This window comes from Marinobacterium lacunae (assembly GCF_000705555.1).
GTDB classification, from domain to species: domain Bacteria; phylum Pseudomonadota; class Gammaproteobacteria; order Pseudomonadales; family Balneatricaceae; genus Marinobacterium_D; species Marinobacterium_D lacunae.
The window spans coordinates 136,472-154,160 of record NZ_JMQN01000036.1 but is presented as its reverse complement, the minus strand read 5'-3'; the positions used below and the strand labels follow the sequence as shown (position 1 = coordinate 154,160).

General features: G+C 57.5%; 17 protein-coding genes. 10 read left to right on the top strand and 7 right to left on the bottom strand.

Annotation, left to right across the window (positions count from 1 at the left end; all coding sequences use genetic code 11):
• The first annotated feature begins 2 nt into the window (after window positions 1–2).
• From rpoH to trmB, 5 genes are all read left to right on the top strand, one after another.
• Window positions 3–857: an RNA polymerase sigma factor RpoH gene (gene rpoH / locus ADIMK_RS11845; RefSeq protein WP_036188223.1), complete on the top strand. Its 855-nt coding sequence runs from the start codon at window positions 3–5 to the stop codon at window positions 855–857.
• 140 nt (window positions 858–997) lie between these two features.
• Window positions 998–1,378, top strand: a complete 381-nt coding sequence (locus ADIMK_RS11840) for a DUF423 domain-containing protein (RefSeq protein ID WP_036188220.1) — start codon at window positions 998–1,000, stop codon at window positions 1,376–1,378.
• Window positions 1,378–1,578 (top strand): sulfur carrier protein ThiS, encoded by a 201-nt coding sequence (thiS, locus tag ADIMK_RS11835; protein WP_036188216.1) that lies wholly within the window; start codon window positions 1,378–1,380, stop codon window positions 1,576–1,578. The genes ADIMK_RS11840 and thiS overlap by 1 nt, the downstream gene beginning before the upstream one ends.
• Before the next feature lie 50 nt (window positions 1,579–1,628).
• Complete coding sequence (locus tag ADIMK_RS11830) at window positions 1,629–2,423, top strand: thiazole synthase (RefSeq protein WP_197027526.1); 795 nt, start codon at window positions 1,629–1,631, stop codon at window positions 2,421–2,423.
• A gap of 67 nt (window positions 2,424–2,490) precedes the next feature.
• On the top strand, window positions 2,491–3,189 hold the full coding sequence (gene trmB, locus ADIMK_RS11825) for a tRNA (guanosine(46)-N7)-methyltransferase TrmB (protein ID WP_036188213.1): 699 nt from the start codon (window positions 2,491–2,493) through the stop codon (window positions 3,187–3,189).
• Between the two features lie 68 nt (window positions 3,190–3,257).
• Here trmB and ADIMK_RS21375 read toward each other — a convergent pair whose 3' ends face one another.
• Window positions 3,258–3,719, bottom strand: a complete 462-nt coding sequence (locus ADIMK_RS21375) for a Spy/CpxP family protein refolding chaperone (protein ID WP_051692896.1) — start codon at window positions 3,717–3,719, stop codon at window positions 3,258–3,260.
• Window positions 3,720–3,871: 152 nt separating this feature from the next.
• Between ADIMK_RS21375 and ADIMK_RS11815 the strand changes: the two genes are divergently transcribed.
• Complete coding sequence (locus tag ADIMK_RS11815) at window positions 3,872–4,588, top strand: response regulator transcription factor (protein ID WP_036188210.1); 717 nt, start codon at window positions 3,872–3,874, stop codon at window positions 4,586–4,588.
• Window positions 4,585–5,907, top strand: coding sequence for a sensor histidine kinase (locus tag ADIMK_RS21370; protein WP_051692895.1), 1,323 nt, complete (start codon window positions 4,585–4,587; stop codon window positions 5,905–5,907). The genes ADIMK_RS11815 and ADIMK_RS21370 overlap by 4 nt, the downstream gene beginning before the upstream one ends.
• On the opposite strand, the gene astA is transcribed toward ADIMK_RS21370, so the two are convergent.
• The 5 genes from astA to glnK (ADIMK_RS11785) form a co-directional block, all read right to left on the bottom strand.
• On the bottom strand, window positions 5,835–6,902 hold the full coding sequence (gene astA / locus ADIMK_RS11805; protein ID WP_051692894.1) for an arginine N-succinyltransferase: 1,068 nt from the start codon (window positions 6,900–6,902) through the stop codon (window positions 5,835–5,837). The genes ADIMK_RS21370 and astA overlap by 73 nt on opposite strands.
• Window positions 6,903–7,120: 218 nt before the next feature.
• Window positions 7,121–9,211, bottom strand: coding sequence for a putative bifunctional diguanylate cyclase/phosphodiesterase (locus ADIMK_RS11800; protein ID WP_051692893.1), 2,091 nt, complete (start codon window positions 9,209–9,211; stop codon window positions 7,121–7,123).
• Window positions 9,212–9,344: 133 nt separating this feature from the next.
• The gene (glnK, locus tag ADIMK_RS11795) at window positions 9,345–9,683 is read right to left on the bottom strand and encodes a P-II family nitrogen regulator (RefSeq protein WP_036188207.1); all 339 of its coding nucleotides are present in this window, start codon (window positions 9,681–9,683) and stop codon (window positions 9,345–9,347) included.
• A 173-nt stretch (window positions 9,684–9,856) separates the two neighbouring features.
• The gene (locus ADIMK_RS11790) at window positions 9,857–11,116 is read right to left on the bottom strand and encodes an ammonium transporter (protein ID WP_036188205.1); all 1,260 of its coding nucleotides are present in this window, start codon (window positions 11,114–11,116) and stop codon (window positions 9,857–9,859) included.
• Window positions 11,117–11,166: 50 nt separating this feature from the next.
• Window positions 11,167–11,505, bottom strand: coding sequence for a P-II family nitrogen regulator (gene glnK, locus ADIMK_RS11785; protein ID WP_036188202.1), 339 nt, complete (start codon window positions 11,503–11,505; stop codon window positions 11,167–11,169).
• Between the two features lie 323 nt (window positions 11,506–11,828).
• On the opposite strand from glnK (ADIMK_RS11785), the gene ADIMK_RS11780 reads away from it, so the two are divergent.
• Window positions 11,829–12,116, top strand: coding sequence for an accessory factor UbiK family protein (locus ADIMK_RS11780; RefSeq protein ID WP_036188199.1), 288 nt, complete (start codon window positions 11,829–11,831; stop codon window positions 12,114–12,116).
• A gap of 41 nt (window positions 12,117–12,157) precedes the next feature.
• On the top strand, window positions 12,158–13,663 hold the full coding sequence (locus ADIMK_RS11775) for a YifB family Mg chelatase-like AAA ATPase (RefSeq protein WP_036188196.1): 1,506 nt from the start codon (window positions 12,158–12,160) through the stop codon (window positions 13,661–13,663).
• A gap of 16 nt (window positions 13,664–13,679) precedes the next feature.
• Here the strand turns inward: ADIMK_RS11775 and ADIMK_RS11770 are convergent, their stop codons facing one another.
• Window positions 13,680–15,383: a putative bifunctional diguanylate cyclase/phosphodiesterase gene (locus ADIMK_RS11770; RefSeq protein WP_051692892.1), complete on the bottom strand. Its 1,704-nt coding sequence runs from the start codon at window positions 15,381–15,383 to the stop codon at window positions 13,680–13,682.
• Between the two features lie 251 nt (window positions 15,384–15,634).
• On the opposite strand from ADIMK_RS11770, the gene rep reads away from it, so the two are divergent.
• Window positions 15,635–17,650 (top strand): DNA helicase Rep, encoded by a 2,016-nt coding sequence (gene rep, locus ADIMK_RS11760; protein WP_036188191.1) that lies wholly within the window; start codon window positions 15,635–15,637, stop codon window positions 17,648–17,650.
• Window positions 17,651–17,689: the final 39 nt, after the last annotated feature.

Here is a 17,689-nt window from a genome sequence, read left to right as displayed (position 1 = left end):
AAATGGGCACGAGCTTACAAGTTGTTGAACAACTCTCTCCGGGGCGCAATGTAGACGCCTACGTACAGAGCGTGAGCACAATACCTATCCTCACCGCCGAGGAGGAGAAAGAGCTGGCTGAGCGTCTGCATTACCAGAACGATCTGGAGGCTGCGCGGCAGTTGGTAATGTCGCACCTGCGCTTCGTCGTTCATATTGCACGTAGCTACTCTGGTTACGGTCTGCCTTTGGGTGACCTGATTCAGGAAGGTAACGTGGGTTTGATGAAAGCGGTCAAACGCTTCGATCCCACCATGGGTGTACGTCTGGTATCTTTCGCCGTGCACTGGATCAAGGCCGAGATGCACGAGTTCATCCTGCGTAACTGGCGTATCGTCAAGATTGCGACCACCAAGGCCCAGCGCAAGTTGTTCTTCAACCTGCGTTCGCAGAAGAAAGGTCTGGGTTGGATGAGCAACGATGAAGTCGAGGCCGTTGCTCTGGATCTCGGTGTGGACGCCAAGACCGTGCGTCAGATGGAGGGCCGTCTGGCCTCTACCGATACCGCGTTCGATGCACCTGTGGACAGTGACGAAGACAGTGCCTGGCAGGCACCGGCGGCGTATTTGGAAGATCACAGTGCGGATCCTGCCAGTCAGCTTGAAGCCGCCGATTGGGAAGAGAGCTCCCAGCGGGCGCTGATGGCGGCGATGGAAGCGCTCGACGAGCGCAGCCGCGATATCCTGATGCAGCGCTGGCTCAATGAAGAGAAAGCGACGCTGCATGATCTTGCGGCCCAGTACGGTGTGTCGGCCGAGCGTATCCGCCAGCTGGAAAAGAACGCGATGAACAAGATCAAGGCGGCGATGGTCGCCTGATACGGCCCTCGCTGGCATTCTGGCGCTTAGCCTAAAGCCGCTGATACGTTCCGGCAACGGAGAGTTCAGCGGCTTTGTCGTTTTTACGCGTCGGGCTCAGCGCGTATACTATGCACCCTGTTTGTTTTCGGAGTAGTGGGATGCCTGCCCGACTAACCCTGCTGAGTGCAGCATTGGCTGGTGCATTGGCTGTGATGCTGGGCGCATTTGCGGCGCATGCACTGCGTGAAGCGCTGTCTGCGCGCTTGCTTGAGGTATTCCAGACCGGCGTCACCTACCAGTTCTATCATGTGCTCGCGCTGCTGGCTGTGGGTGTGCTCCAGCTGCGTGGCGACAGTCGCCCCCTGCGATTGAGTGCGGCGCTGTTTCTGCTCGGCATGCTGCTGTTTTGCGGCAGCCTTTACACGCTGGTGCTGACAGGGGTGCACTACCTCGGAATTATCATCCCCATCGGCGGGGTATCATTGATGGCGGGCTGGCTGGTGCTGGCCTTTGCGGTTTTCAAGCAAGGTAAAACGTAATGCAGATTCAGGTGAACGGTGAGCCTTTTGACGCCGGTAAATGCGCGACGCTGGGCGAATTGGTAAACCAGTTGGGGCTGGCGGGCAAGCGTATTGCGATAGAGCTGAATATGGAGATCGTCCCGCGCAGCGAACACGAAAGCACTCCGCTCAAGGAGGGTGACAGCGTCGAGGTGGTGCATGCCATCGGTGGCGGCTGAGCTCATTGAGCCTGGGTGTCTTTAAACAGAATCAATTGCAGGATAGAGAGATGTCAGAGCAACACCTGAACGACCCGCTGGTCATCGCCGGCAAAGCCTACCAATCCCGTTTGCTGGTCGGTACCGGAAAGTACAAGGATCTGCAGGAGACCGGAGAGGCGATCGCCGCCAGCGGTGCTGAAATTGTCACCGTCGCCGTGCGTCGTACCAATATCGGCCAAAATCCTGATGAACCGAACCTTCTCGATGTGGTGTCACCGGAAAAATACACCATCCTGCCCAATACCGCCGGTTGCTACACCGCTCAGGACGCTGTGCGTACCTGTCGTCTGGCGCGGGAGCTGCTCGATGGGCACGATCTGGTCAAGCTCGAAGTCTTGGGCGACCAGAAAACCCTCTACCCGAATATTGTTGAAACCCTGTCCGCAGCAGAGACGCTGATCAAGGACGGTTTCAAGGTGATGGTGTACACCAACGATGATCCGATCGTGGCCAAGCAGCTAGAAGAGATGGGGTGTGTTGCCGTGATGCCGCTGGGCTCGCTGATCGGTTCTGGCCTTGGCATTCTCAATCCGCACAACATCCGCCTGATCATGGAAGAGGCCAATGTGCCGATTATCGTGGATGCGGGAGTGGGTACCGCGTCCGATGCGGCGGTTGCGATGGAAATGGGCTGTGCCGGAGTGCTGATGAATACCGCCATTGCTGCTGCGAACAAGCCCGTGCTGATGGCCAGCGCCATGCGCAAGGCGATCGAAGCGGGTCGTGAGGCGTATCTGGCCGGGCGCATGCCGCGCAAGGCCTATGCCAGCGCTTCCTCGCCGCTGGCCGGTGTTATCGGCTGAGTAAGCCCTGACCGCTAGACGAAATTCGGGCGCCATGGCGCCCGAAACTGTTAGAGAATCAAATCAAATGAGCGAGACAGAACAGCAGCGACCGCTGCGCCAGGTGCGCAGCTTCGTGGTGCGGGCAGGACGCATGACCGAAGGGCAGGAGCGTGCCCTTAAAGATAACTGGCCGGTGTACGGTCTTGAACTCAGTAGCGGCATGCTCGATTTTTCCAGCGTCTTCGGCGATGACCGTCCCGTAGTGCTGGAGATCGGCTTTGGCATGGGTGACTCCCTGATCGAGATGGCCCGTCGGGCACCGGAGAAGGGGTTTATCGGTATCGAGGTGCATCCTCCCGGTGTGGGCCGCCTGCTGGCGCGAGCACGGGATGAAGGGCTCAATAACATTCGGGTATTCTGTGATGACGCCATAGAGGTGCTGGCGCAGTGTATTCCCGATGGCAGTCTGGATTGCGTACAGCTGTTCTTCCCCGACCCCTGGCCGAAAAAGCGCCATCACAAGCGCCGCATCGTTCAGCCCGGGTTTGCGCAGACGCTGCGCAAGAAGCTGCGGATCGGCGGCACCTTCCATATGGCGACCGACTGGGAAAATTATGCCGAACACATGATGGAGGTGATGAACGCGGCTGAGGGGTATCGCAATGCCGCGGGCGAGGGCGAGTACTCACCTCAACCCGAGTGGCGGCCTGTTACTAAATTTCAGCGTCGCGGCGAAAACCTCGGTCATGGTGTCTGGGATTTGATCTTCGAACGGGTGGTGTAAGCTCTACGCGTCGATAAAAAAGAGAGTGCCTGTGCACTCTCTTTTTCGTAGTGGTATGGATAAAGCGATCAGTGGCAGTTGCGCCCTTCACCCTGGTTGCCTTTGTGTTTGCCGGGGCCGAACGCCATGCCGCCGCGCTGTGCCATCATCTCCTGCATCTTGGCCTGCTGCTCCGGCGTTAGGATCTTGCTCATCTCCTGCTTCATTTCGGCGTGATCCTGGATGCGCTCTGCGACGCGTGCTTGTGCATCGGCGATCAACTTATCCACATCCGCCTGGAAGGTTTCGGAGTTGGGGTCAAGCGAGCGCATCGCGCCCATGTAACCCTGGCGTTCCCCGCGCATGCCTTGGCGTTCTTCGCGGTGCTGTTCCCACAGTTGCTTCATCTGGGCCTGTTGTTCTTCGGTCAGGTTCAGCGCCTGGGCAAAACGCTCCTGACGGTATTCGCCTTTCTCATTGGCGGCGGCGAAGCCGATAGCGGAGGCGGTGAGCAGGGTGGCGACAACGCCGCCGATCAGTAACTTACGCATGGTGTGTTCTCCTCATCAGTGCTTTTGATGGGTTCAGTATGCGAAACAGCCGCGCTAAGTTGGGTTATGCGGCGGTAAAGTTTGGTAAAGCTTCCCCATACACGAGATGAAGGCCGTACTATTAAAGGTGTGGCACCGTGTCAGGAGTATCTATGAGCAATGAACGACTGCTGATCATCGATGATGATATTGAGCTGTGTAACCTTTTACAGGACTATCTCGCCCATGAGGGTTATCGCGTCGAAGCGTCCCATTCGGCCGAGGAGGCGCTTGTTCGCCTTAATGAACAGAACGAGTGGGATCTACTGATTCTTGATATACAGATGCCCGGTGCCAGCGGGCTGGAGCTGCTACAGCAACTGAGACCCCGTCTGCGGACTCCGGTGATTATGCTCACCGGTCGTGGTGATGAGATTGACCGCATACTCGGGCTTGAAATGGGGGCCGATGACTATCTGGGCAAGCCCTGCAACCCGAGAGAGCTCCTTGCCCGCGTGCGCGCGGTGTTGCGCCGCGCAGGTCCCGACGTCGTGGTGGAGCCGCGCCTGTTCCCGGAGCAGGTGATCGAGCGCTCGGGAATACAGTTGGATCCGGGGCTGCGTGAGGTTCGTGTCAATGGCGTGCAGGTGGAGTTGACCAGTGCTGAATTCAACGTGCTGGCATACCTTATCCACAACGCCGGACGGGTGATGAGCAAAGAGCAGCTAACCGAGCTGGTGCTGCATCGCAAGCTAACCGCCTATGACCGCGCGTTGGATGTGCATGTCAGTCGCGTGCGCCAGAAGCTGGGGCCGCTGCTGCAAGAGGGCGTCGAGCCGATCAAGACCATCCGGGGGCAGGGTTACCAGTTCGTCAAGGACCGCGCATGAAGTGGTACAGCAAACTGTTCTGGAAGATTTTTCTGGTGATATGGCTGGTTAGCGCCGCCGGTACCGGCAGTGCTGTACTGGGCGTGCTGTCCATCGCCGAGAAACGGCAGAGCAAGGAGTTGCTCGAGACCCGTGCGCGGGCTCAGGCTAGCCTGATGCTGGATCGTTTGGCGCGTGGTGAGGCAGAAGGCCGTGAGCTCTGGCGCAGTTTCGATAAGCATGATCACCGCCGCCGTTCGATACCGATGTGGATCATTAACGCCGATACCGGCCAGGTCGTGTTGGGTTTCGATGATCGTCCCCCTCCGGAAAAAGGGGGAATGCGTTTCGAGATCGATGACAACGGTCGCAAACTGCTAGCGGTGGTGTTGGCACCGCGAGAAGGGTTCTACTTCAAACGCCTGATGGGCTTCCTGCTGTCGATGCAGGCGGTACTGGTGTTGCTGGTATCGGCGTTGGCAAGTTTGCTGCTGAGCTGGTTGATCGTAAGACCGATCAACCAGCTGTGCCGCCATGCGCGGGAGCTCTATCACCATCAGAACCTCAGCAGTCGGGCGCATACCCGCTTGAGTTGTCGCCAGGACGAGATCGGAGAACTCTCCCGTGAATTCAACCAGATGGCGGGTTATGTCGAGGAGACGCTGACGGCTCAGCAACGGTTGCTGCAGGATGTGTCCCATGAGCTGCGTGCGCCTTTGGCACGTTTGCAGGTGGCCGCAGGTCTGGCGGAGCAGAAACTGGGCGAAGGGGATGTAACCGCCGAACGCATCAACCGCGAGTGTGAGCGGTTGGATGGACTGATCGCCGAGATTCTTTCATTGTCGCGTCTGGATCAGGCCCCCATAGAGGGGGAACCGTTTGCGATCGCCACACTGTTTGATGAGATGCGCCAGGATGTTGAGTTCACCCAACCGGAACGTAGGGTGGTAACCGATGTGGAGCCGCACACCCTTCGCCTTGCGTTGAACGAGGATCTTCTACGCCGTGCGCTGGATAATCTTGTACGCAACGCGCTGAAATATACTCCCGAAGACACACAGCTGTCGCTGTCTGCTCGTCAACAGGGAGCTCGGGGTGTTGAAATCAGCCTGCGTGATCAGGGGGCGGGGGTACCGGAAGAGTTGCTCGTAAAACTGACCGAGCCTTTTGTCCGTGCACGCAACGCAGGGGGCGACGGGTATGGACTGGGGTTGAGTATATCCAAGCGCGCCGCTGAACGTCTTGGCGGCTCCCTGCGATTACGCAATCACCCCGAGGGTGGGCTCGAGTGCGTGATTGTCTTGCCGGACGGCGTGCTCAAGGCAACAGCGCGGACCTGATCGCCATCTGAAACATGCAGGGCCTGCGCCAGGGATGGTGTCAGCACAACCTGCCCGCGATTGGGTTTCAGCTGCGCGGTGGTGCAGCGAAAACCGGTGGTGCGGGTGTTGGCCACCAGAAAACGTTGTGAGCCTTCCGGGGCCGACTGATCCTGTACGCTGATACGCAGTCGGCGGCTTTGGGTAATCGCCCTGATATCCCCTTGCCGGGCCGCCAGCGTAGGGCCTGCGTCGAAAATGTCGATATAACTCTCAAACCGGAACCCCTCCATCTCCAGCATCCTGTAGGCCGCTTCGGTATTGGGGTGTACGCGACCGATCACCTCCTGAGCATCCTTGGGCAGCAAGTGGATATAGATTGAATGTTTGGGCATCAGCTCGGCGATAAACACTTTGTTGCCAGCACCAGTCAGGTAATCTGCCTTGTCATAGTCCATGGAGAAGAAATGGCGCCCGAGTCCCTCCCAAAAGGGATTGGTGTGATGGGAGTCGGTAAACCCGCGCATCTCAGCGATGACGCGGTCGTTGAAGCGGCGAGGATGCTCTGCGATGAATAGAAATCGACACTTAGAGAGCAGTGTGCCGACGCCGCTTTGGCGGTACTGCGGTCGTAGGTAAAGCGTGCAGAGCTCGGAGCTTCCAGTGTAGTCGTTACACAGGTTCAGCGTCTTGAACTCGTTATACACATCCAGTTCACGCGAAGAGTGCACGACGGTGCTCAAATGGTAGTGGTAAAACGGAGTATCCAGCCCGACGGCTGAGGCAATACCGCAGGTTCCCGCGACCTCTCCGCTTTCGGGGTCCTCCAGTACGAACAGGTAGGTTTCGGGGCCGGGCTGTGCTCTGGGGTTACGCAAGGTTTCCACCGATACCCGCACTTTGTCGGCAAGGAAATCGGGGTTGTCCGGCAAGGATGTGAATCCGGGGCCGGATTCCACGGCGATCTGCTGTAGAAGGTCTAGGTCCCGGTACTCAATAGGCCTAATTACAAACATATACGCCTCCTTCCGCCTCGCATTGGCAGTTAGTCATCCTTTTCTGAGTGTAGACCGTGTAGCGTAAAGCGGCAGGGTGGCGAACGGGTGTCAGTTTTGTGTATAAATCTGTTACTTAAATATGGATACCCTGTAATCTGTCTTTTATTTTTCTTTAAAAAACAAATATATGAATGAATCGTTTTTGTACTTCTGATCTGTGGGTAACTTTTCAGAAATTAACGGGTGCTGGGTTTCTGGTGGGGTTGGTAATGGTCAATCAGGGTTTCAACCGGCAGTGGTTTGTCGAATAGGTAGCCTTGTCCTACCCGGCAGCCGGACGCCAACAGGAACTGGCGTTGCTCTTCGGTTTCTATGCCCTCGGCCAAGACCTGCAGGCCCAGCTGGCGGGCCATCAGAATGATGGTCGATGTGATGGCCAGATCGTCTCGGTCGTCGGGGATATCCTGTACGAACGAGCGGTCGATCTTCAGCACCTGCACCGGCATCTTCTTGAGGTAGCTCAGTGAGGAATAGCCGGTCCCGAAGTCATCGATGGCCAGCGTGACGCCCAATTGCCTGAGTTTATGTAGCACTTCCACCGAGTGGGTGAAGTTGTCCATCATCAAGCCTTCGGTGATCTCCAACTCGAGTGCATCGGCCGGTAGTCCGGTTTCGCGAAGGACCGAGGCCACTGTAGCGTGCAGCCCCAGATCGTCGAACTGCCGGGCCGACAGGTTTACGGCCACCCGGAACTGCTGATCGACAAACTCCCGTACCTTGATCGCCTGCCGGCATGCCTGTAGCAGTACCCAGCGACCGATGGGGATAATCAGTCCGGTCTCTTCCGCCATGGGGATGAACTCGGCGGGCGGGATGGAGCCCTCTATCGGGTGATCCCAGCGCAGCAGTGCCTCCATACCCACCAGTAAACCGCTGAGCAGGTCTATCTGGGGTTGGAACACCAGCTTGAGTTCGTTTCGGTCCAGTGCCTGGCGCAGGTCATGCTCAAGTGTGAGCGCCCGGCGCGCCTCGGCATTCATTTCGGGGCTGTAGAACTGGTAGGTATTGCGGCCGATATGTTTGGCGCGATACATGGCCAGGTCGGCATTACGCAGCAGACTGCTGACATCCATCGCATCGATGCCGATCAATGTGATGCCGATGCTGACCGTCACCTGCATCTGGTGTGTGCCGATATCCAGCGGCTGTGCCAGCAGCTCGATGATGTCGTCCGAGTAGTCGCGGATACGATCGATCGAGGTGAGGTCTTTTAGAATGACGGTAAATTCATCGCCACCGAGGCGGTACACCGCATGGGGTTCGTTGACGCAAAAGCGCAGTCTGTTGGCCACGGTGCGCAGCAGTGTATCGCCCGCCTCGTGTCCCATGGTGTCGTTAATCTTTTTGAAGTGGTCGAGATCGAGCAGCAGCAGGGCGCGTATATCATCGCTGGGGGTGCGCAGCAGCTCTTCGAGTTGATCGCGAAAGCGGCGTCGATTGCCAAGATCGGTCAGTGGATCGTAGAACGCCAGCCGCTCCATCTGCTGCTGGTGCTCCTTGAGCTGGGTGATATCGTCACTGACCGAGACGATTTTCGACAGCGTGCCATTTTCGTCCAGAATCGGCGAAATTGACTGCAGGCTCCAGTACAGGGTTCCGTCCTTGCGACGATTATGCAGGGTTCCGCGCCATTTCTGGTGGCGGCGGATGGTGTTCCATAATGCGTCGTACACCTCGGGAGGCGTGTTACCAGACTTGAGAAAGGAGGGCTGCTTGCCGACAACTTCGCGCAGGGTATAGCCGCTGATGTCGGTGAAGCGCGTGTTGACATATTCGATCGCACCACTGGCATCGGTGATCACAACGGCACTGCCGCTGTTTTCCACCGCGTTTGAGAGCTGCTTCAGTTCAAGCTCGCGCTGGCGGTGAATGCGTTCGTCCTGAACGAGTGCGAGGACAGCGTAGACGCGGCCCTGATCATCGGTCAGCGGTGAGAGATGCAGTTGAAGCTCGATCTGAATATCGGCGATCTGAACACGGTACTGGTTCAACGTGCAGCTGGTCTGTTCGCCCAGAAAAAGAGATGTCAGAGAGTCCAGCAGATGGCTACGGGATGGACTGTGCAACAGCAGTTTGGAAGTGTGTGCAGCTTCGCAGGATTGGCCCAATAGCCGCTCAAATGCGTGGTTGGTAGCGTGACAATACCCGTAGGTGTCGAGTAAACAGGCGCTGACAGGTGAGGCCATCAGGCCCTGAAAAACCTTCAGCGCACCGTCTCGTATTCGGTCACCGGCCTCTTGTGAAGCGGGCTGATCACTATTTTGCACGTATACTGCCTACGCCAATTACTAGCCGATAGCTGATGCTAGCAAATGCCTCACAAAGTGCAATGTTTCAGCGACGTTACGAGCGTAACCGGTTGAAAATGCGCTAAAAACTCGTTTGGCATATGCGAGACGCTCAAAGAGCGTCTGAGCCAGACTCGCCGGTACGGATACGGATAACCTGCTCAAGCGGCATGACGAAGATTTTGCCATCGCCGATCTTGCCGGTGTTGGCGGTTTTAGTGATCGCTTCGATTACCTGATCGACCATGTTGTCATCCACAGCCACTTCCAGTTTTACCTTCGGCAGGAAGTCGACAACATATTCTGCACCGCGGTAGAGTTCGGTATGTCCTTTCTGACGGCCAAAACCCTTCACTTCGGTTACGGTGACACCCTGGATGCCGATATCGGACAACGCTTCACGCACATCATCGAGTTTGAACGGTTTGATCACCGCAGAAACCAGTTTCATCGTTTAACTCCTCGTTCATCGTTAGGCTCACACGGGCGCCTGGATCCCACAATGGCATAATGCCGGATGCACCAGTATACCCACAATAGCCGGTTTACGCATATGCGTCAGACGTGTGGGTAAATGCAAAAAGGGAGCCTTAGGCTCCCTTTGCTATCAGCTGTATCGGAGTATCACTTCTTGGAGGAAGCGAATTCCGGATAGGCTTCCATACCGCACTCGGAGAGGTCGACACCTTCGTATTCTTCCTCTTCGGTGACGCGCACGCCCATGATGGCTTTGATAACCAGCCATGCGATCAGGCTGACCACGAACACCCAGATGAAGATGGTCAGGGCACCGATGATCTGGCCGGAGAAGCTGGAACCGTCGTTGGTTACCGGCACCAGCAGCAGACCGAGCAGACCTACGACACCGTGCACGGAGATCGCACCGACCGGGTCGTCGATCTTCAGCTTGTCCAGAGTGATGATTGCAAACACAACCAGCACACCGCCAAGGGCGCCGAAGATGGTCGCCTGCAGGGCAGACGGAGTAGAGGGCTCTGCAGTGATCGCAACCAGACCGGCCAGCGCACCGTTAAGTGCCATGGTCAGGTCAGCCTTACCGAACAGGATGCGGGCGACAATCATGGCAGCAACCACACCACCGGCTGCGGCAGCGTTGGTGTTCATGAAGACGACAGCAACGGAGTTTGCGCTTTCAACGGATGCAGTCGCCAGTACGGAACCGCCGTTGAAGCCGAACCAGCCCAGCCACAGGATGAACGCACCCAGCGTGGCCATCGGCAGGTTGCAGCCCGGAATCGCGTTGATTTCGCCGTTCTTGCCATATTTGCCCTTACGAGCGCCCAGTACCAGAACACCGGCCAGAGCAGCGGCGGCACCTGCCATGTGAACGATGCCAGAACCTGCGAAGTCGGAGAAACCAAGGTCGCCCAGGGTGTACATGCCGAACACCGCGTTACCGCCCCAGGTCCAGGAACCTTCCATCGGGTAGATGAAGCCGGTCATGACGACGGCGAACAGCAGGAACGACCAGAGCTTCATGCGCTCGGCAACGGCACCGGATACGATGGACATTGCAGTCGCGACGAACACAACCTGGAAGTAGAAGTCTGCAGACGGCGCGTAGGTGGCCGGCTCTTCAACGCCGGTGAAACCGTCGCCGGTGATGCCGGTCAGGAAGTATTCACCGCCGTACATGATGGCGTAGCCGCTGACGAAGTACATGATGCAGGCGATCGCGTACAGCGCGATGTTCTTGGTCAGAATCTCGGTGGTGTTCTTGGCACGCACAAGGCCTGCTTCCAGCATTGCGAAGCCCGCTGCCATCCACATGACCAGCGCGCCGCACACCAGGAAGTAGAAGGTGTCGAGTGCATATTTAAGCTGGGTTACATCACCAGCTGTTGTATTCAGAAGTTCTTCCATCTGTTTCGCCCTCCATCAGGCATACAACATCAATAATCTGTGGGAATGGGTCAGAGTGCGTCGTGACCGGTTTCGCCGGTACGAATGCGCACAACCTGTTCCAGGGGCATGACAAAAATCTTGCCGTCGCCGATCTTGCCGGTCTGGGCAGCCTTGCTGATCGCTTCGAGTACCTGATCGACGATGTCGTCAGCGACAGCGGCGTCGATACGCACCTTCGGCAGAAAATCCACGACGTACTCGGCACCGCGGTAGAGCTCGGTATGCCCCTTCTGACGACCGAAGCCTTTTACTTCGGTAACAGTGATGCCCTGAACACCGATGTCGGACAGCGCTTCACGCACGTCATCCAGCTTGAACGGTTTGATAATTGCTGAAATCAGTTTCATCTCTGAAGTCCCCTTTGGATAAGAAGTAACGAGGTGTGCGCTGCTTAGGGGCGCTGCACGCCTCAGTTGACGTACGCTCAAGCCAGAAGCGTGCCATATATAAAAAATCGATATAAAACAGCGGTATAGGTTGTATTGGTGAAATTTTGCCCGGTTCGATCAGGTGCACCTCTCTATAAACTGATCGTTTTTTGTGCACTCTTATGGAGCGTGCAATATTTTGGTGCGCACGTTTTGGCCTGCTGCACCACGCCTGACAGCGGAGCAAGACAGCGGTATAGTGCCGGGGCATATATAAAGGGCTTCAAGGGAGCGGTGATTCGATGCGTCAGAAATTGATAGACAGCCTAAGTGCACAGATCGGCCACCTGTTTGAGGGCGCGCGTGAATTGCCGGGGCAGCAGGAGTTGCAGCAGCAGATCCGCACGCTGGTTCAGGGCACCTTTTCGCGTCTGGATCTGGTGACGCGAGACGAATTCGATGCGCAGCGCGCAGTACTGGCCCGGACCCGTGAGCTGGTTGAGCAGCTAGAAAAGCGCCTTGCCGAGCTTGAACAGCAGAAAACACCGTCGACAGGCGACGAGCCGGACACCGACACACCTGCCGAATAACCCGCTGGCTCAAAGCCAGCTCATGACCCAGGGACGGCGTCATGTCATTAGCGATTATTCATACACGGGCACAGCTCGGCGTTGATGCGCCCTCTGTTGCCGTCGAAGTGCATCTTTCGGGCGGACTGCCCTCATTATCGATCGTCGGTCTACCTGAGGCTGCGGTCAAAGAATCACGTGAGCGTGTTCGTAGCGCGCTGATCACCTCTGGTTTCGACTTTCCTCAACGTCGGGTGACGATCAATCTGGCGCCTGCGGATCTACCCAAAGAGGGCGGACGGTATGACCTGGCGATTGCGCTGGGCATTCTTCAGGCCTCAGGCCAACTTAAGGCTGAAGGGCTTGAATCTCTTGAAATTCTGGGTGAACTCGCGTTGTCGGGTGATATTCGGCCGGTAACCGGTGTGCTGCCGGCATCGATCGCCTGCGGTAAAGCTCAGCGCAGACTCGTTGTGCCTCAGGCAAACGCCGATGAAGCGGTGATGACCGGTCAGACCGAGGTCTTCGCGGTCGGCCACCTGCTGCATCTGTGCGAGCACCTAAGAGGTGCACAGCGGTTGCCTTTGCATCAGCCGCGTGAGCAATCAGTGTCTTTGGCGGCGGTTCCGGATCTGGCGGATGTCAGAGGTCAGTTACAGGCGCGCAGGGCGTTGGAAGTTGCCGCCGCCGGCGGTCATAACCTGCTGTTCAGCGGGCCTCCCGGTAGCGGCAAGAGCATGCTGGCAGCGCGTCTGCCAGGCTTGATGCCGCCACTAAGCCTTGAGGAGAGTCTTGCTGTTGCGGCCGTGCATTCCGTCGCGGGCTTGCCGGTTGATGCTGTCTGCGCTGGCCAGCGCCCCTTTCGATCCCCTCACCACACTGCATCAGCCGTGGCGATGGTCGGGGGTGGTGGGCGTCCGCGCCCAGGCGAGATTTCGCTGGCACACGAGGGCGTATTGTTTCTTGACGAACTGCCGGAGTTTCCCCGAAGGGTGCTGGAAGTAATGCGTGAGCCTTTGGAAACCGGCGAGATTTTGATCTCCAGAGCGGCGCGCTCCACCGCATATCCTGCCCGCTTTCAGCTGGTGGCGGCCATGAACCCCTGCCCCTGTGGTTATTTTGATGACGGTACGGCTCGTTGTCGCTGCACACCGGATCAGATCAATCGCTATCAACAGCGCCTCTCAGGGCCGCTCTTAGACCGTATCGATCTGCAGTTGCAGGTGCCGGCACTGTCACCTCAGGAGCTGCTGACGCCTGCCAAGCCGGGAGAGTCCAGTGCGGCGGTGCGAGAGCGTGTGCTTGGCGCACGTGAACGTCAGCTACATCGCCAGGGCAAGGCCAACCGGGATCTGAATGGGCAGGAGCTGGAGAAACACTGTACCTTGCCCGTAAGCGCTCGCCAGCTTCTGGCGCGGGTGATGGCGCAGCATCACCTGTCGGCGAGAGCCTGTCATCGTCTGTTGAGGGTGGCCCGTACGCTGGCCGATCTTGAGCGTGAAGCCGATATCCAGCAGTCACACCTGCTGGAAGCGCTGGTCTACCGCGGTAAATGGGTGGAGCAGTAGCTACTAGAGTCAGGGATTATCGCGCCTGCATCTCGTTGGCGCCGAGCATCCTCAGGAACACGTCCAGACTCACTGGCGGACTGAAGAAGTAGCCCTGAACCTGATCGCAGTCTTGCTTGATCAGAAACTCCAGCTGAGCCTTGGTCTCGACGCCTTCGGCGATAACGCTTTTCTGCAGGTTGTGCGCGAGGCTGACAATCGCACGGACGATCTCTTCATCGTCCGCGTTGCCGGGCACGCCGGCAATGAACGACTTGTCGATCTTGAGCTTGGTGATCGGCAGCTTCTGTAACAGCGAAAACGAGGAGTATCCGGTGCCGAAGTCATCCAGAGAGAACTCGATGCCGTGGGCGCTGAGTGTGTGAATACACTCTTTTACATGGACTTCATCACTGAACAGGGCGGTTTCGGTCAGCTCGAACTCCAGCATCGAGGAGTCGATATCGAACTGCTCGATCAGCCGTTCGATCGTCCTCGCAAGGTAGGTGTCCTGGAACTGGCGAAAGGACAGGTTGACGCCGATATGGCCATGCAGACCGGCCTCACGAATCAGTTTCATGTCGCGACCGGCTTGCTGGATAACCCAGTAGCCGATCGGCACGATCAGTCCCGACTTTTCACAGGCCGGTATGAAATCATCCGGACGGATCAACCCACGTTCTGGATGTTGCCAACGAATGAGGGCTTCGGCTCCGGTGATGCAACCGGTGCGTAGATCGATGCGCGGCTGGTAGTGGAGTACGAATTCGCCTTTCTGCAGGGCTCGCCAGAGCTCCGGCTCAAGGGTGATGTCAGCGTTGTTGCTTTGGTCGTGCTGCTGATCGTATATCGCGTAGCTCAGGCCGTTTTGCGCTTTGGCACGCACGCGGGCAAGGCCGGATTGCTTGATCAGGGTATCGAACTCACTGCTGTGCTGGGGCGAGAACGCGACCCCAATACTGCAACTCAGGGCTTTTTCATCGTCTCCGAATCTGTATTCGGGCATTAACTCACCAATCAGCTCGGCAATAAGCTGCTTGGTGCGGTGTTCGATAACATCGCTTTCGTCCACCGGCAGAACCAGCGCAAACTCGTCACTGCCAATTCGCGCCAGATGGCGAGCATCGCTGCAGCGGCGCAGGCGTCGGCTCAGCTCGAGCACGACCTCATCGCCGGCATCGTGTCCGTACTCGTTATTGAAGCGACTGAAACCGTCGAAGTCGACCGTGATCAACGCCAGCTGGTTGCCTTGCTGCAGCTCGTTGAGGAGCGCCTGATAAAAATACTGGCGATTGCCGACGCCGGTCAGCGGGTCGGTGATCTTTAGCTGGGCCAGCGCATCCTGGTTTCGCCGCGTACACTGTGCATACCGCAGAGAGCGCAATAGCAGGTCCCGTGTCAGCTGTTGCAGGCACAGCTGATCGATCAGCGGTTGTCGGACCAGCAGGCTGGGATCGGCGTCGGTAAGATGATCGTTGAATATAATAATCGGCAGCCCTGGATGCTTCAGCTGTATCTGCTTGATATGGCATTGCAGGGCGGTGCGGTCGTGGGTGTAGCAGAGCAGAAGAGTGCGATCGTGCAGGTGCTTCTCAAGCTGTTCGAAACTGGCGTATGCCCGCAGGGAAAAGCCATCTTCCGGCAACAATACAGAATGCAGCATCGGCTCAAGCCGTGCTGTCGGGTCCAGAAGTAGCAGTGTCTGCTCTTCTGTCGGAACTGCCTGTTCTATTGCCAGCATGTGCCGGTCCTTATGAAACTGCTGTAGGTACGGCGGGTCGAACTGCTCTTAAATTCGCATTCTACGTGCGATAATAGCGCCTTTGAAATACCAGGGCCGCGCCAGAGTACCACGTTAAAATCCGGCTTTAAACATACGTTTAAGTCGTTTTGGATCAGTCTCTTAGGGTATCTACTTCAGATTAATCTGAAGCCAGTTGTCTAGTGTAAGTCGGCCGCGTTGCGAAAATATTTAGCGTTAATTGAGGTGCTATGAGCAAGCTGAACCCCCGTCAGCGCGAAGCGGTCCACTATATTGGTGGGCCGCTGTTGGTTCTGGCCGGCGCCGGATCGGGCAAAACCAGCGTGATCACACGCAAGATAGCCTATCTGGTTCAGGAGTGCGGCATAGAGGCTCGGCATATCGCGGCGGTGACCTTTACCAACAAGGCCGCGCGCGAGATGAAAGAGCGCGTGGGCGGGCTTATTCAGGGTAAGGCCAGTCGGGGCCTGACCGTGTCCACCTTCCATAACCTGGGGCTGAACATTATCCGTCGCGAACACAAGGCGCTGGGGTTCAAACCGGGGTTTTCGATATTCGACGATCAGGACAGCAAGGCGCTGCTGCGGGACCTGCTGATCCACCATGACGAAGATGCCGACCATGTTCAGATGGTTCAGCATCAGATCTCAAGCTGGAAAAACGACATGGTCGAGCCGCAGCAAGCGCTGGAAGTGGCGCAGGGGCCGCACGAGGTTCTCGCCGCGCGCGCCTATGAGGCCTATAACCGACACCTGCGTGCCTACAATGCGGTGGATTTCGACGATCTCATCCTGGTGCCGGTTCGACTGTTTGCGGCTCAGCCAGCGGTGCTGGAGCGTTGGCAGAACCGCATCCGCTACCTGCTGGTGGACGAGTATCAGGATACCAACCTGTCTCAATACCGGCTGGTCCGCCAGCTGGTCGGCCACCGCTCAGCGTTGACCGTGGTTGGGGACGACGACCAGTCGATCTACGCCTGGCGTGGCGCACGACCGGAGAACCTGGCGCAGCTGCAGGAGGATTTTCCCGGCCTCAAAGTGGTCAAGCTGGAGCAGAACTACCGCTCTACCAGCCGTATCCTGAAGGCGGCCAATACCCTGATCGCCAATAACCCCCACGTGTTCGATAAAACCCTGTGGAGTGAGATGGGCGCTGGCGACCCGATCCGGGTTATCCACACCCGAAACGAGGATGCGGAGTGCGACCGCATCGCCACCGAGATTCTCGATCGTCATCTGCGCGAGAAAATTCAGTTTCGCGATTTCGCCGTGCTCTATCGCGGCAATCACCAGTCACGGTTGCTGGAGATGAAGCTACAGAGCTATCAGGTGCCCTACAAGCTCAACGGCGGAACATCGTTTTTCTCCCGCGCCGAGATCAAGGATCTGATGTGCTACCTGAAGGTGCTGGTCAACCGCGAAGATGACAACGCCTTCCTGCGTATCATCAATCTGCCGCGCCGCGAGATTGGACCGACCACGCTGGAAAAACTGGGGCAGTACTCCTCCGAGCGTCACATCAGTCTGTTCGATGCCTGTCACGAGATTGGCCTTGAACAGGTATTGCCGGAGCGCGCCATCGAACGCCTGCGGCGCTTCTGCCATATGTTGGAGAGCCTCTATCAGCGCTGTACCCAGGGCGATCCCATCGCCGCCATCCGCGAACTGATCGCCGAGATCGAGTACGAAGATTGGATCCGCCAGAACTGTTCCAGTGATGCCGTTGCCGACAAGCGGATTCAGAATGTGTGGTTTCTGGTCGACTCCCTGCGTTCGACGCTGGAGCGCCTGCAGGAGGATGACCCCGACGCAGGTATAGAAGAGGCGATAGCGCGCCTGATGCTGCTCGACATGCTGGACCGTCAGGAGGAGGAAGACGACTCCGACCGAGTGCAGCTCATGACGCTGCACGCCAGCAAGGGGCTGGAGTTTCCCCATGTCTACCTGATGGGGATGGAGGAGGAGCTGCTGCCGCACCGAAACAGTATCGAGTCCGACACCATTGAGGAGGAGCGGCGTCTGGCGTATGTGGGGATTACCCGGGCCAAGCGCACGCTGGCGATGACGCTGGCCAAGAAGCGACGTCAGTTTGGTGAGGAGGTGGAGTGTGCGCCGAGCCGTTTTCTCGAAGAGCTGCCGCCGGAGGATATCGAAACCGAAGGGCTGGGACAGGCAAGCCCTGAACTCAATCGTGCCCGGGGCAAGGCGACGTTGAACAGCTTGCGCGGCATGTTCGACGATCTATAACCCCGCACAAAAGAAAAAGGCCACCCGAAGGTGGCCTTT

Coding starts and splice junctions, on each gene's coding strand:
- astA (WP_051692894.1), bottom strand. CDS start 6,902: ATGTTTGTAATTAGGCCTATTGAGTACCGGGACCTAGACCTTCTACAG.
- glnK (WP_036188207.1), bottom strand. CDS start 9,683: ATGAAACTGGTTTCTGCGGTGATCAAACCGTTCAAACTCGATGATGTG.
- glnK (WP_036188202.1), bottom strand. CDS start 11,505: ATGAAACTGATTTCAGCAATTATCAAACCGTTCAAGCTGGATGACGTG.
- ADIMK_RS11780 (WP_036188199.1), top strand. CDS start 11,829: ATGCGTCAGAAATTGATAGACAGCCTAAGTGCACAGATCGGCCACCTG.
- thiS (WP_036188216.1), top strand. CDS start 1,378: ATGCAGATTCAGGTGAACGGTGAGCCTTTTGACGCCGGTAAATGCGCG.
- ADIMK_RS11770 (WP_051692892.1), bottom strand. CDS start 15,383: ATGCTGGCAATAGAACAGGCAGTTCCGACAGAAGAGCAGACACTGCTA.
- rep (WP_036188191.1), top strand. CDS start 15,635: ATGAGCAAGCTGAACCCCCGTCAGCGCGAAGCGGTCCACTATATTGGT.
- trmB (WP_036188213.1), top strand. CDS start 2,491: ATGAGCGAGACAGAACAGCAGCGACCGCTGCGCCAGGTGCGCAGCTTC.
- ADIMK_RS11790 (WP_036188205.1), bottom strand. CDS start 11,116: ATGGAAGAACTTCTGAATACAACAGCTGGTGATGTAACCCAGCTTAAA.
- rpoH (WP_036188223.1), top strand. CDS start 3: ATGGGCACGAGCTTACAAGTTGTTGAACAACTCTCTCCGGGGCGCAAT.
- ADIMK_RS11815 (WP_036188210.1), top strand. CDS start 3,872: ATGAGCAATGAACGACTGCTGATCATCGATGATGATATTGAGCTGTGT.
- ADIMK_RS11775 (WP_036188196.1), top strand. CDS start 12,158: ATGTCATTAGCGATTATTCATACACGGGCACAGCTCGGCGTTGATGCG.
- ADIMK_RS11840 (WP_036188220.1), top strand. CDS start 998: ATGCCTGCCCGACTAACCCTGCTGAGTGCAGCATTGGCTGGTGCATTG.
- ADIMK_RS21370 (WP_051692895.1), top strand. CDS start 4,585: ATGAAGTGGTACAGCAAACTGTTCTGGAAGATTTTTCTGGTGATATGG.
- ADIMK_RS11830 (WP_197027526.1), top strand. CDS start 1,629: ATGTCAGAGCAACACCTGAACGACCCGCTGGTCATCGCCGGCAAAGCC.
- ADIMK_RS21375 (WP_051692896.1), bottom strand. CDS start 3,719: ATGCGTAAGTTACTGATCGGCGGCGTTGTCGCCACCCTGCTCACCGCC.